Genomic DNA, 12,767 nt, shown 5'->3' on the forward strand with positions numbered 1-12,767 from the left:
AGAACGATATCGATGCTCGTAGGTACGTTGTCTTTTGTGATGACAGCCTGAGGTGGATAGTCCCATGCCTGTTCCCGTAAGTCGACGACCGCTCTCACGCTGTCGAGGATCGGGATCAGGAAGTGCAGGCCGGGTTTCAGCTCCCGGCTGAATTTTCCGAGACGTTCGACGATGACAGCAGTGCTCTGACGCACGATGATGATGTACCGCAGAGCGAAAATAAGAACAACGACAATGCCAACCACCCACCAGACAATGGACCAGTTGAACGTTAATGGCATGAATACCTCCTATTCCTTTCTCACAGTCAACGTGACACCCTCGATCGAGACGACAACAACCTTGTCGCCAACGGCGGCCACGGCTGCCTCGTCATTAAGAATGGCTCTCCATGTCGTACCTTTGAGCGCCACGCGTCCCGCACCACCAGCTGAGATAGCCATGACAGTGCTTGCCGTCTTACCTAGCATTTCTTCAGTATTCGTTCGCATCTTGGAACCACCCCTCAACAAACGTGAATTGATGTAGCGCCCAACGAGTGCCATGAGCGCAAACGATACCAGGAAGAACACAACGAACTGCACTGACGTGTTGAACCCAGCCCAGCAGAATAGGAGCGCAGCGAGGGCCCCACCCGAAAACCAAACCAGCAAGTAGTACGGAAGGAAGGCGTCTACCACGGCACAGACGACTGCCATCGTTATCCAGAAACCAATCATGAACACCTCCCCGTAACGGAAACTCCTTCGTCGCGTAGTACTGCTGTCATTCTAGTACCATGCATGTGCAGTTCAATAGGGTGGCAAACAACTCGCGTGAGCGAACGCAAATGCCCGCTACAGTTTCTTCAGCTGGGCGTACTGCGCGGCCAGCTTCTTGATGCCAACCTTCTTGAAATCAATGACGGTGAACTGATCGTTGCCGTCATAGAACACCTCCAGAACTTTCCCGGTGCCGAAAATATTGTGCATGACCATGTCGCCCTCGATAAGTTCGGGCCGCTCGCGAGACGATACTCCGGCAACCTTCTCCCTGGTCAGTTCCATCTCCTTGATGAAACGCGATGGCTCCTGGAATCCCGAACCGTAGTAGCTGGTGCGCTGCGTGCAGTACGTTATTGAGAGTTCCTTGCGCGCGCGTGTGCATGCCACGTAGAACAGCCGTCGCTCTTCTTCGATGTCGGCGCTGCTGTCCAATGCCCGGCGGTGGGGGAAAACCCCTTCCTCCGCACCGACGACGAACACGTCGCCGAACTCGAGACCCTTGGCCGAGTGCGCCGTAATGAGCAAGACTCCCCTTGCCGTGCCTGGCTTCATGCTGTCCTGGTCCTGTATGAGCGCTACCTGCGACAGATAGGCTCCTAGCGAGCAGTCCTCACTCATCCTGTCGAACTCATCGACAGTGCGCATGAACTCCCCGAGATTCTCACGTCTCGACTGTCGTTCGAAGTCACCTTCCTCACCTTCGTCGCTGTATTGTTCAAGAAGTCCCGATGAGGCAAATACGAGGTTGGCCGCACTGATCGCCGACTCGCCCGCCGCGCCGATGTGCACGATGAGATCGACAAATGCCTCCAGCTTATCCTTGGTCTTCCCGGCCTTCGTCCGCCCGACCCATTCGGGCAATGCCATGAACCACGACGTGCCATGCTCCGCCGCCAGCTGCTTCAACTCAGAGAGGCTCTTGTCGCCGAACCCCCGGGAAGGCCGGCTCACCGCCCGCTCGAACGCAAGATTGTCGCTGGGGTTGAAACCAAGCCGGAGATATGCGAGAACGTCCTTCACTTCCTGCCGTTCGTAGAACTTCAATCCACCGACAATCTGATATGGGATATTCGACGCAAGCAGGGCTTCCTCGATGACACGAGACTGGCTGTTCATCCGATAAATGACCGCCATGTCTCGAGGGTCCGCACCGCCCCGGACCAGGACATCAATGCTCGAGGCGACGAAGCTGGCTTCTTCCTCCGGTGTCAGAGCTTCGAATAGACGCACAGGAGTACCTGTTCCGTTGTCCGTCCAGAGCTTCTTCACGAAACGCGTCCGGTTGCGTGCCACCAGGGCGTTCGCTGCGTCGAGGATGGACTGCGTCGACCGATAGTTTTGCTCAAGCTTGACGACTGTCGCGCCCGGATAGTCCTTTTCGAACCCGAGAATGAGCTTGCTGTTAGCGCCACGGAATGCATAAATACTCTGATCGTCGTCACCGACAACCGTGACGTTACCGTGCATCTTCGAAAGCCGCTTGACCAGTTCATACTGCATTTTGTTCACATCCTGGTACTCGTCCACCAGAATATGCTCGAACTTCGAGCTGTAGTACTCCTCAACCTCCGGACACTTGTCGAACAATCGGATGACCAACGCAATGAGATCGTCGAAATCCAGCAGATTCCCTTGCTGGAGACGCTTCTGATAGAGTTTATAAACAGTCGCCGCCGCCTTCTCGATATAGCTGTAGCCATAGTCAGAAAGCTCTTCAGGGCCAACTAGATTCGACTTCGCATCGGAAATACGGTAAACGATCTTCTGTGGCTCATAAGTCTTCGGGTCCATGTTCAGCTCTTTGAGGACCTGTCGTACAAGACGTGTGCGGTCATCTTCGTCGATGATGACGAACCTGTTCGTATAGCCCAGCTCAAGTTTCTCGATCTGCTCTCTCAGGATACGGCCGCAGAGTGAGTGAAACGTGCCGATCCAAAGTCCCTTGCGGGAGAGGTCGGCCCCAATGAGCGCGTCGACGCGCGAGCGCATCTCGCCTGCTGCCTTGTTGGTGAACGTAACCGCCATGATGTGCGATGGGGCAATACCACGCTTGGTGATGAGATACGCAAGCTTATAGGTGATGACTCTGGTCTTGCCCGAGCCCGCACCCGCAAGCACGAGGCAGGGACCCTTGCATTCCTCGACAGCCCTGAGCTGTTGTGGGTTAAGGTCTCCCTGAAAATCCAGAGGCATCAGGCGGGCCCGCCGACAGTCATCGTCAAAAGCACCAGGACACCAAGCCCGAGCAGCGTCGGGAGGAGGTAGAGAACCAGTGCCTTCACCGTGCTCTTCTCATAGAAGAACCGGACCGCCAGGACTCCCATAACAAGCACATACAGGATGGCTCCATAGGCGAAGACGTCGAGAACGATACCACTTGCGACACCGACCATGAGTATCCCGATCACACGCAGAACCGCTCCCACCAGCCCGGAAAAGCTGAGGGCAACATACATACGCGAAGCCGCAGTGCGCTTCCACACAAGTTGCGCCACGGCGTCGATGACAACGACCGACAACATCACCAGAACGAAGGGCTCGGTCACAAACGTCCAGAACGTCCCCGGAGCTTGTTGTGCCTGGGTAACAGCGTCTGTCATCTGGCTTGTGAGTCCAATGGACTTCAGGAGGCCGACGATATCCATGAGGCGGAAACTCATCGCATCGATGACACCTGTCAGCAGCAAGGCGATCAGGGCCGCGAGTACTGACGGACGTTCACGAATCCGGCGTATGCCCTCGGCGGGGCGTCTCACAAACAGGAACAGCAGATCGATGAAATATCCCACATCTATCTCCTTTTCATGTGCAGCGACTATCAAAAGGTACACCCGGCAAACATCTACATGCCTGTCACGGAGCGTGTATTTCAGTATACCGAGGAACCGGCCCCAGCCAACGGTGACCGCCGCCGCTGGTCATCACACCTTGTTGACGCGCCGTAAGCTGGGCTCATACTAAGAAAAGACGAGCAGGCGCATCGGAGGTGCCAGGTGCTGTTCGACACGATCTTCGTCATATCAACAGCGATCATTATCGTCCAGAACCTGTTTTCCAAGCAGGGAAAGATTGGCATATCCCTTCTGGCAATCGGCTTGTCTGCGCTCCTGACAGCTTCGCTTACGCCGTATTACGTCAGCTTCATCAGGCTCCCGAATCAAGGCCTTGCTACTGTTGCCTATTACATCGTAACCTATCTGCTCTTGTACGTTCTGATTGCCGTTCCCGCCGTCATCCTCTCATCGATCATCAAGATCGCCATCGCAGGACTTCTGTTGGGACTGGTGACGCATCTTCTGCCCGTTTCCCTCTCGGCCGGTCTCGTGAGCAAGAGCCGCATCTATCCCCTGATGGCACCCCTGTTTGCCAGACTCCCTCCAATCGATGTCCAGGCTCTGGGAAGCTGGCTCCACAATCTACTGCCCGGAAGCCACTAGGGAACCCCGAGATTGTCTCACAATCCCTCGTTGACAACTGGCCCAGCCCTACTAGGCTATGGTTATAGGTGTACGTCCTGCGTCAGCCGAGCCAGCAAGACCGTCTACCACTGGGAGGAACGATGGATGACAAGTTTGCACGAGAGGGTCTGACCTTTGATGATGTCCTGCTGATTCCCGGAAAATCGGACGTCCTGCCGCACGACGTAGATCTCGGGACACAGCTTACGCGCTTGATCCACCTGAACATCCCAATCGTCAGCGCTGCCATGGATACCGTCACCGAATCCACGATGGCAGTAGCAATGGCACTGGAAGGCGGCATTGGCTTCATCCACAAGAACATGTCCATCGAACGTCAGGCTGCAGAAGTCGCCACGGTCAAGTCCATCTGCATTCACACACCTTCTTCCATAGCTCACCTCGATCCGCGACAGACTGTTCTCGAAGCACACGATCTGCTAGACCGGTTCAACGTTTTCGCACTGCCACTCATGGAAGGGCGCCATCTGGTCGGCCTCGTCACTCCCTCAGATCTTGCTTTTGAAGAACCATCGACCCTTCTCTCACAACTCCTCCACGCGAGCTCGAAGATCGCAATCCCGCCGGGCCTGGATGCGCCTGGCCTCTCCACACATCTTGCAAAGTGGGGCATACAAGAACTTGCCTTGGCTGATGCAGATGGCCAATTGGCCGGTTTTGCAACAATCGACGAGATTACGCGGACGCTGGCATCTCCCGAGGTTGTAACAGACGACAGGGGCAGACTGCTTGTGGGAGCTGCAGTCGGTGTGGCAACCGACTTGCTCGCACGAGCCCGCTCGCTCGTCGAAGCAGGGACAGACCTGCTTGTGCTCGACAGTGCTCACGGTCATTCCCTTGGCATCGTCAGAGCCGTAGCGTTCCTCAAACAGGCATTCCCCGTCGTCCCGATTCTGGCAGGCAACGTGGCGACACCGGAAGCTGTTCGCGACCTGGTCATCGCCGGAGCTGATGCGGTGAAGGTCGGCATAGGTCCGGGCTCGATCTGTACGACCCGTATTATAGCAGGAGTTGGTATGCCCCAGATAACCGCCATCTACGAGTGCGCCCAGGAGGCCCAGCGTCATGACGTTCCCATTGTCGCCGACGGAGGCATCCGGTACTCTGGCGACATAACAAAAGCTCTTGCAGCCGGAGGCAACACGGTCATGCTCGGCGGCCTTCTCGCTGCCACTGTTGAAAGTCCGGGCGACGTCGTCACGGCAGGGAACAGACAGTACAAGACCTACCGCGGCATGGGATCGCTTGGTGCAATGGAACAGGGGAGCAGCGACCGATACTTTCAGGATACCCGGCTCAAGCTGGTTCCTGAGGGTATCGAGGGCCGCGTTCCCCTGAAGGGATCGGTCCACGACGCTTTGTATCAGTTGTTGGGCGGTCTGCGAGCGGGCATGGGCTATTGCGGCACACCAACAATCGACCTTCTGCGAAATGAATCCCACTTCGTCCGCATCACAGGAGCAGGGCTTCGCGAGTCTCATCCCCACGACGTCGACATGACGAACGAGAGCCCCAACTACCACGCAGAATGAACTCCACAACGAGGCACGAGCTTGTTCTCATCCTGGACTTCGGCGGTCAGTACACGCAGCTCATCGCACGCCGAGTTCGCGAATTTCACGTTTTTTGCGAGATCATCCCGTTCGACACACCACTGACAGCGCTGACCGCGAGGAACCCGAAGGCGATCATCCTTTCCGGTGGTCCCGCCAGCGTTTACGCCGCCTCCGCCCCTGTCTGCGACACAGCCGTTTTCGAAGTCGGGGTACCGGTCCTTGGTATCTGTTATGGGGCCCAGTTGATGGCCAGACTGCTTGGGGGGTCCGTTGAACACGCTCCAGCGGGCGAGTATGGGAAGACAACCGTCAAACTGGACAAAATTTCCTCTCTGTTTCGCGGTCTTCCCACCGAGACCTCCTGCTGGATGAGTCATACCGACCGCATTGGGATGGTTCCCCCGGGGTTCCGGACCACTGCATCGACCCCGGCATGTCCTATTGCCGCCATGGAGAATCCGGGCCGGCGACAATACGGCATACAGTTTCACCCCGAGGTAGTTCACACACCCGTCGGTCGCGACATCCTGCAACACTTCCTTTTCGACGCGGCAGGCTGCTCAGGCGACTGGACGATGTCCGGTTTCGTGGATGATGCCATCCAGGACATCCGTTCGCGAATAGGCGATGAGCGTGCGCTCTGCGCTCTCTCGGGCGGTGTCGACAGTTCGGTCGCTGCGACGCTGGTGCACCGCGCCATCGGCGATCGCCTCACGTGCGTGTTTGTGGATACAGGGCTGCTCAGGGCCGGGGAAGGCGACCGTGTCGAGTCAGTGTTCCATCGCCGTTTCGATATGCCTCTTGTGCGCATGGATGCCTCCACAAGGTTCTTCGCGTCGCTGAAGGGTGTCACGGAACCCGAGAAGAAACGTAAAGCGATAGGCGCAGCTTTCATCGACTGCTTTGCCGAGCAGGCGCGTGCCATGCAGGGCATCCCGTTTCTCGTCCAGGGAACACTATACCCGGACGTCATCGAATCCGGAAGCTCCGTCGCCAGTACCATCAAGAGCCACCACAACGTCGGCGGCCTTCCTGCGGACCTCTCATTCTCGCTCATCGAACCACTCCGACTGCTGTTCAAGGATGAGGTGCGCGACCTCGGCCGTGCTCTGGGACTGCCAGAAGAACTTGTGGACAGACAACCGTTCCCGGGTCCTGGCCTGGGTATCCGTATCCTTGGCGAGGTGACACCAGAGAACGTCGACATCCTGCAGCGTGCGGATGCCGTCGTCGAACGAGTGATGAGAGCGTCTGGATGGTATATGAAGGTCTGGCAGTCGTTCGCAGTACTTCCTGGTATCCGAACTGTCGGCGTCAAGGGTGACGAACGGACGTATGTCCATACGGTTGCCCTGCGCATTGTCGAGAGCAGCGATGGCATGACCGCCGACTGGGTACGGCTTCCTGCGGATGTACTCGAGGAGATATCTCACGCGATTACCAGCGAACTGCCTGAGGTCAACCGGGTGGTCTATGATATTACGTCGAAACCCCCCTCCACGATCGAGTGGGAGTAGAGTCGGGGGGCAGCAATCGCACCACAGCCTGCTTGACCGTCATATCGCTTCTTCAGATGTCGGGATACCCGGTTATCCGCTGAATTTCGCGATACAGCGGCTGCAGTACTGGGTAAATGTGCTTGTAGACGCGCGTGTACAGTTCGTGGTAAATACGGACCGCTTCAGGATGTGGAAGAAAGGTACTGTCCCAGTGAACCATCTGCTTTGCCGCCACTTCATGTGTAGCATAGACACCGAGCCCGACGAAACCGTTGATGGCAGCGCCCAGACCCGACGTCTCATAGGTCTCGCTTCGCACCACCGGTCGATCAAACAAGTCTGCGGTGATCTGGCAGATGGCGTCGCTCTGCGAACCCCCTCCTGACACCATAACCCGGGTCACCTTCCGCCCGCTTTTGCGCTCGATGCGTTCGACCCCTTCGAGCAAGGCATAGCCGATGCCTTCGATGATTGCTCGATAGATGTGCGATCTTGTGTGTACATCGCCAAACCCGATCATGGATCCCTTGGCCTCGGGCATCTTCAGTCCGGGACCCCAGTATGGCTGGAGCATCAGTCCCTGCGATCCTGGCGGTACATCCTCCAGATGCTCATCCAGCACGACCTCGGGGGGAACACCGCGCTGCTCTGCCTCCACGGCTTCGCGAGTCGCAAACTCCTTCTTGAACCAACTCACCATCCAGTAGCCACGGAAGATCTCGACCTCGGGATTGAAGCTCCCCTTAATACTGGCCGGGTAGGGTGGCATGAAGGGGATCGGCTCGAAATACTTCCGTGACGTGGTCTGGGCGGTGGCAGTCGTCCCGAAGCTCAAGCTGATACTCGTCTCGTCGACACAGCCGACGCCCAGTGTCTCACATCCCTTGTCGGATCCAGCGGCAATGACCGGTGTTCCTTCGGGAATGCCCGTCTCACGTGCTGCTTCGTCGGATATAGTTCCCATTTGTTCACCGGCGTCCACGAGCTCGGGCATCTGCTCCCGACGTGCGCTGCACATGTGCCACCGCCAGCTGTTGTCACTCCTGGGCCAGCTGCGCGTGGCATAGTCAAACGGGTTGTGACCTATCTGCGAGGCTACCGAGTCGACGTACCGCCCCGTCAGTCGGAAGGAGAAGAACCCCGACAACAGCAGCCACTTGCTGGTACGTGCCCACAGTTCAGGTTCGTTCTCCACCATCCAGTTGTCCTTGCCCTTGCGCCTGGTAATCTCGACCGCCTTGGTCATCCCTACAATTTTGAACTGTAGTCGGTCCATGAGAGGCATCGGCTCGTCACAGCGAGCCATGCGCTGGTCCAGCCAGACAATGGCGGGGCGGAGAGGAATTCCATCGGCATCGAGTGCAACGACCGTATCACGCTGCGTAGTCACCGCAACCGCTCCAATATGGCCCCACGCTTCGGGGGATTCCTCCTTTAGCGCCTGCAAGGCTTTACAGGTGTCTCGCCAGTAATCCTCGGCGCGATGCTCGGCATACCCCGGCACTGGCGAGAAATACGGCTCAAACTCTACCTTATGCTTGGCTACCAGGTGACCACAGTCGTCAAACAGCAGGCCTCGAACACTCTGTGTGCCACAATCAATCGCCAAAACGAGACGGTCTCCCATCGCAATCCTCCCCTCCAACCGGGTCCGGCGGACTCGGAGCCACTATGCGAACTATGCGTACCGCGACAGAACCTCGGCCACCGGCGGAATGAAGTCCTTCTTGCGAGAGAGCACTCCATCGAGGATGGCATGTCCATCTTCCATGCGCACGTCAAATGCCTCTTCAAACGCCTCGACAGGCCCGGCAACGATCAGATATGATCTCCTGCTCAGAGGATCCGTGGCCAGAAATGCCACCATGGCGAGCCCCATGCGTGCCCGCACATCCCTCATCGCCTGCTTGAATTCCGACTCCCGTTCCCGGATGCGGTCGAAAGAAAACACGACGGCCTGAGAGACGCCGATGCGTGTGTCGAAGAGCTCAACTTCCTTGAAGTCCCGCATCAGAACCTCTGTCGCAGGAAGGTCCTTGAACATCACGGAACCGTTCTGAAGCAGCTCGAGACCAAATGCTTCCGCGTCGATGCCAATGGTCGCCGCGAGTCGCCGCACGGCGCGGACGTCCTTTGGCGTAGTCGTCGAGAGGTTGAGGTTCATCGTATCTGAGAGAATGCCCGACATCAGGAGCCCGGCCACCGACTTCGGCATGAAGACCCCGTTCTCCGTACACAGTTCAGCAACGATCGTGCAGGTGCTCCCGACCGGCTCGTTGTGAAAGTAGATGGGGCGGAAGGTGGAGATGTCGCCGACACGGTGATGATCGATGATCTCGAGGATATCGGCCTCCTCCACGCCATCGACAGCCTGCAATGTCTCATTGTGGTCCACGAGGACAACCTTTTTTCGCGAAAACCGGATGAGGTCGGAACGGGTCACAATGTTCACCGGATGATGTAGTGCATCAAGAACTACGGCACAACGGGCGGACGAGTCGAGCACCGCCTTCTTTGCTCTCTCCAGCGTATCTGTCATACTTAGCAAGGGGACAGTGCCTTCCATGAATGCAGACACCGGAATCGATGACCAGAGAGCCCGCAGCGCCTGTGTCACTGTCATGTCCGTCTCGAGAACAAGGTTCAGGTGGGACGGCCACTGTGCCTCGGTTTGCGCCATAGTGGCGGTGCCAGTGACAATCAGGGTGGAAGCGGCCGAACACGCTGCCAAGACGTCCTGGGAGGGTATCCCGTCAGAGATGATAATGGTGACATCCTCAGATCCCGGCGCAAGACGCCCCACCGAACCGGTGACAACAAGCAATCGCCCCTTCAGCTCCGCGGATTCGCCGGTATGGAGGACGATCCTGGCTGACAGCTGTCGCACAAGGGTGTCGAGTTCCACCGCATAAGGAAGGACGTCGGCATGCTCAAGCTGGTCGGCGTACGCGGTGGCAATATCGACGGCATCCACGACACCTCGTACAACCAGTGCATCGTCGACGACCGGGAGCGAATGGATATGGTTCTCCTTCATGAGAATGGCGGCCTTCCCGACGCGGGTGGAGGGAGCAACTGTCACAAGACGCTTCCGGGGAATGTCCTGAACCTGTGGCATCAGTGATCTCAAGAGCGGCGGCACACGGAACCCGAAGCGCTCCAGGACAAAGCGGGTCTCATCGTTGAGGTCTCCTCCACGAACAGCGGTATAGACGCGGGAAGGGTCCGTCCGATTCTTGTAGAACGCGTAGCCAAGGGCAGAGCAGATGGAATCCGTATCCGGATTCTTGTGTCCGGTCACAATGACTCTCTGTCGCATGTCAGCTACTCGTTTCGCCCTGGACGACCTGGACCGCTTCGGGCCCTGGAGACGCCTGCATGTCCCCGGCAGTCTGGGCCGACCGCTCCGAGCGGAGAGCCAGGTTCGTCCTGCAGAGTGTCGTCCACTGGAACTTGTACGGTTCTTCGCCTCGCATGAAATCGAGCTCGTGGCATCCCTCGCGAAATGACTGCTCTGCAAACGATACCAGCACGATGCGCCCAAGCGAGTAGTCTGCGTACGTAGGGTCGTACTGAGTATTCCACGTATACACAACTCCCTGCCACTGGTACCCGAGCATGAATGCGAGCAGTGCGTTCCCGCTCCTGAGCTCTCCTACGCGCAGCTGGTTTCGCCGGCCCATGAGTGGAAGCACTTCTCGAAGGAACTCCTGGTCTGGATGGTTGAGGAACGGGCTCCGATGGCCGTCGGCCGACTGGCGCTCACCAGACAATGCGACAACCTCGTCCACAAATGCGTTGTCGACCTCTCTGCGATCGGCGTACCGCAGCTCCAATCCCTCTATACGCCCATTGCTACGACTGTTCCATCTGTTCAGCTTGTTCCGAACCTCATGCCGAAATCCCTTGCCCATTGTGGCATAAAATGCCTCCCAGCCGCCTTCGATGGGCAGGTACGGGCATTGCACGGTCGTCTGCCACACTGCAGGGACACTGCCCTCCTCGCGAACCCCATCCAGAAAGCCTCTACTCGGGGACTCCGCACGGATCTCCTCGAGGTCCATCCCGTCCCATGACAAACGAAGGTCCAGCAGGGCTGAGACAAGGGCTTCAGTCACGTCCGAACGATCCCGGGGAGTAATGAAGTCCGCGTAGTCCGACAGCCCCTGTCCCAGGAAATGCAGGTCCCTGGGTTCCGTGGTCCCATTGCCAACATACAGCGGAGCAAGGCCAACAGGCACGCCGTCTTCGTATGCTGCAATGAGCAGTAGTCGCCTATCCGCACCAAAGTACTTCCACCACGTGAACAGCCATTCGAACGTCGAATGACATGTATTAGCGGCACTCTGCACGACTATCCGGTTCCAGAACGGTTCCAGCAGAGCAAACGCAGAGCTGTCTTCGATGAGCCTCGTTTCCACAGAAGTCCTTCCTCTCAGTCCTGGCATGTCATTCTCAGAGCAACAGTCACGCTGCTGCCAGATATGGCGCGGGTTCACAGTTACCATGGTAGACTAGCGCCTACGTATCAGTACAGTATACATGAGAATCATGCGCGCCACACCACTGCAAGGGGGAATGCCTGTGTTTGACCTATACCTGTTCGACCTTGATGGAACGCTTGTCGACACACGTCGCGACATTGCCGAGGCTGTCAACCATGTCCTTCAGCTGCACGCCCGTCCTGTTGCCGACCTCACCACAGTCGTCTCATGGGTGGGGGACGGACTGGACGACATGATGATGCGAGCCTTCCAGACTGACGAACGGGAGTTCGTGGGGGAGCTGGTGGGCGAATTCCGCTCCTACTACATGGATCACTGTACTGACTTCTCGTACGTCTATGAAGGTTGCTCTGAGACACTCACATCGCTCCAGGAACGGGGAACCCATCTGTCAGTATTGACCAACAAACCACAGGATCTCTCGCTGGAAATTCTGCGACACCTCGGGATCCTCCAGTTCTTCGACCGTGTCGTCGGTCCCAGTGACGCAGACCTGCGCAAGCCAAACCCGTCCAATCTCGTGTCCCTGGTACGTGACATCGGCACCAGCAAGGACAGAACGCTCATGGTTGGGGACTCCCGGAACGACATTCTTGTAGCTCGCAACGCCGGTGTGGCTTCGTGCGGCTGCACATTCGGCTACATCGGACGCGATGCACTGCTTGAGCTCGATCCCACCTACCTTATCGAAACCTGGCCTGGGCTTCTGCTACTGGCAGACTCAACCAATTGAAGATTGCGCCTGCCGAACTACAATAATGCCGTCAGTTCTGGAACGTGCCGCCCCGGGACTCCGGGGTTTCTTGCTATGATGAGCGTCCGCACGCGGGCGGGAGGAATACGATTATGCGGCATGAAGACACAGCACTGCTCCATGTCAGGGTCATGTCGTCGCTGGACGGATGGTGGAAACAGACAGGCGACGCCCTGTACTTGAGGAATGGGATCATCGAGCGTATCGGAA

At 57.5% G+C, this 12,767-nt stretch carries 11 protein-coding genes; 4 read left to right on the forward strand and 7 right to left on the reverse strand.

The window, feature by feature from the left end:
* From SMC5_RS10965 to SMC5_RS01775, 4 genes are all read right to left on the reverse strand, one after another.
* The coding region (locus tag SMC5_RS10965; RefSeq protein ID WP_243624946.1) for an SPFH domain-containing protein at nucleotides 1-281 on the reverse strand (281 nt) is incomplete at its 3' end.
* 9 nt (nucleotides 282-290) lie between these two features.
* Nucleotides 291-719, reverse strand: a complete 429-nt coding sequence (locus tag SMC5_RS01765; protein WP_119119342.1) for an NfeD family protein — start codon at nucleotides 717-719, stop codon at nucleotides 291-293.
* A 117-nt stretch (nucleotides 720-836) separates the two neighbouring features.
* Nucleotides 837-2,957 (reverse strand): ATP-dependent helicase, encoded by a 2,121-nt coding sequence (locus SMC5_RS01770; protein WP_119119343.1) that lies wholly within the window; start codon nucleotides 2,955-2,957, stop codon nucleotides 837-839.
* A complete protein-coding gene (locus SMC5_RS01775; protein ID WP_119119344.1) occupies nucleotides 2,957-3,553 on the reverse strand; it encodes a hypothetical protein in 597 nt (198 codons plus the stop codon). Before SMC5_RS01775 ends, SMC5_RS01770 begins: the two co-directional genes overlap by 1 nt.
* 204 nt (nucleotides 3,554-3,757) lie before the next feature.
* On the opposite strand from SMC5_RS01775, the gene SMC5_RS01780 reads away from it, so the two are divergent.
* From SMC5_RS01780 to guaA, 3 genes are all read left to right on the forward strand, one after another.
* The gene (locus tag SMC5_RS01780; RefSeq protein ID WP_119119345.1) at nucleotides 3,758-4,201 is read left to right on the forward strand and encodes a hypothetical protein; all 444 of its coding nucleotides are present in this window, start codon (nucleotides 3,758-3,760) and stop codon (nucleotides 4,199-4,201) included.
* Nucleotides 4,202-4,323: 122 nt separating this feature from the next.
* Nucleotides 4,324-5,775, forward strand: a complete 1,452-nt coding sequence (gene guaB / locus SMC5_RS01785) for an IMP dehydrogenase (protein ID WP_119119346.1) — start codon at nucleotides 4,324-4,326, stop codon at nucleotides 5,773-5,775.
* Nucleotides 5,772-7,316 (forward strand): glutamine-hydrolyzing GMP synthase, encoded by a 1,545-nt coding sequence (gene guaA, locus SMC5_RS01790; RefSeq protein ID WP_119119347.1) that lies wholly within the window; start codon nucleotides 5,772-5,774, stop codon nucleotides 7,314-7,316. The genes guaB and guaA overlap by 4 nt, the downstream gene beginning before the upstream one ends.
* Nucleotides 7,317-7,368: 52 nt before the next feature.
* Here guaA and SMC5_RS01795 read toward each other — a convergent pair whose 3' ends face one another.
* From SMC5_RS01795 to SMC5_RS01805, 3 genes are read right to left on the reverse strand one after another with little or no spacing between them, the layout of a single operon-like run.
* The gene (locus tag SMC5_RS01795) at nucleotides 7,369-8,925 is read right to left on the reverse strand and encodes an FGGY-family carbohydrate kinase (RefSeq protein WP_119119348.1); all 1,557 of its coding nucleotides are present in this window, start codon (nucleotides 8,923-8,925) and stop codon (nucleotides 7,369-7,371) included.
* A gap of 51 nt (nucleotides 8,926-8,976) precedes the next feature.
* Nucleotides 8,977-10,617, reverse strand: a complete 1,641-nt coding sequence (locus SMC5_RS01800) for a putative manganese-dependent inorganic diphosphatase (RefSeq protein ID WP_119119349.1) — start codon at nucleotides 10,615-10,617, stop codon at nucleotides 8,977-8,979.
* A gap of 1 nt (nucleotide 10,618) precedes the next feature.
* Nucleotides 10,619-11,719, reverse strand: a complete 1,101-nt coding sequence (locus SMC5_RS01805) for a GNAT family N-acetyltransferase (protein WP_165846505.1) — start codon at nucleotides 11,717-11,719, stop codon at nucleotides 10,619-10,621.
* Nucleotides 11,720-11,882: 163 nt separating this feature from the next.
* Here SMC5_RS01805 and SMC5_RS01810 point away from each other — a divergent pair, with 163 nt between their 5' ends.
* A complete protein-coding gene (locus SMC5_RS01810) occupies nucleotides 11,883-12,536 on the forward strand; it encodes an HAD family hydrolase (RefSeq protein ID WP_165848922.1) in 654 nt (217 codons plus the stop codon).
* Nucleotides 12,537-12,767: the final 231 nt, after the last annotated feature.

The sequence above is a fragment of the Candidatus Cryosericum odellii genome, assembly GCF_003570935.1.
GTDB lineage: Bacteria > Caldisericota > Caldisericia > Cryosericales > Cryosericaceae > Cryosericum > Cryosericum odellii.

Excerpts from the sequence above, each read along its gene's own strand:
- SMC5_RS01800 (WP_119119349.1), bottom strand. The coding sequence starts at position 10,617 with ATGCGACAGAGAGTCATTGTGACCGGACACAAGAATCCGGATACGGAT.
- guaA (WP_119119347.1), top strand. The coding sequence starts at position 5,772 with ATGAACTCCACAACGAGGCACGAGCTTGTTCTCATCCTGGACTTCGGC.
- SMC5_RS01765 (WP_119119342.1), bottom strand. The coding sequence starts at position 719 with ATGATTGGTTTCTGGATAACGATGGCAGTCGTCTGTGCCGTGGTAGAC.
- guaB (WP_119119346.1), top strand. The coding sequence starts at position 4,324 with ATGGATGACAAGTTTGCACGAGAGGGTCTGACCTTTGATGATGTCCTG.
- SMC5_RS01795 (WP_119119348.1), bottom strand. The coding sequence starts at position 8,925 with ATGGGAGACCGTCTCGTTTTGGCGATTGATTGTGGCACACAGAGTGTT.
- SMC5_RS01770 (WP_119119343.1), bottom strand. The coding sequence starts at position 2,957 with ATGCCTCTGGATTTTCAGGGAGACCTTAACCCACAACAGCTCAGGGCT.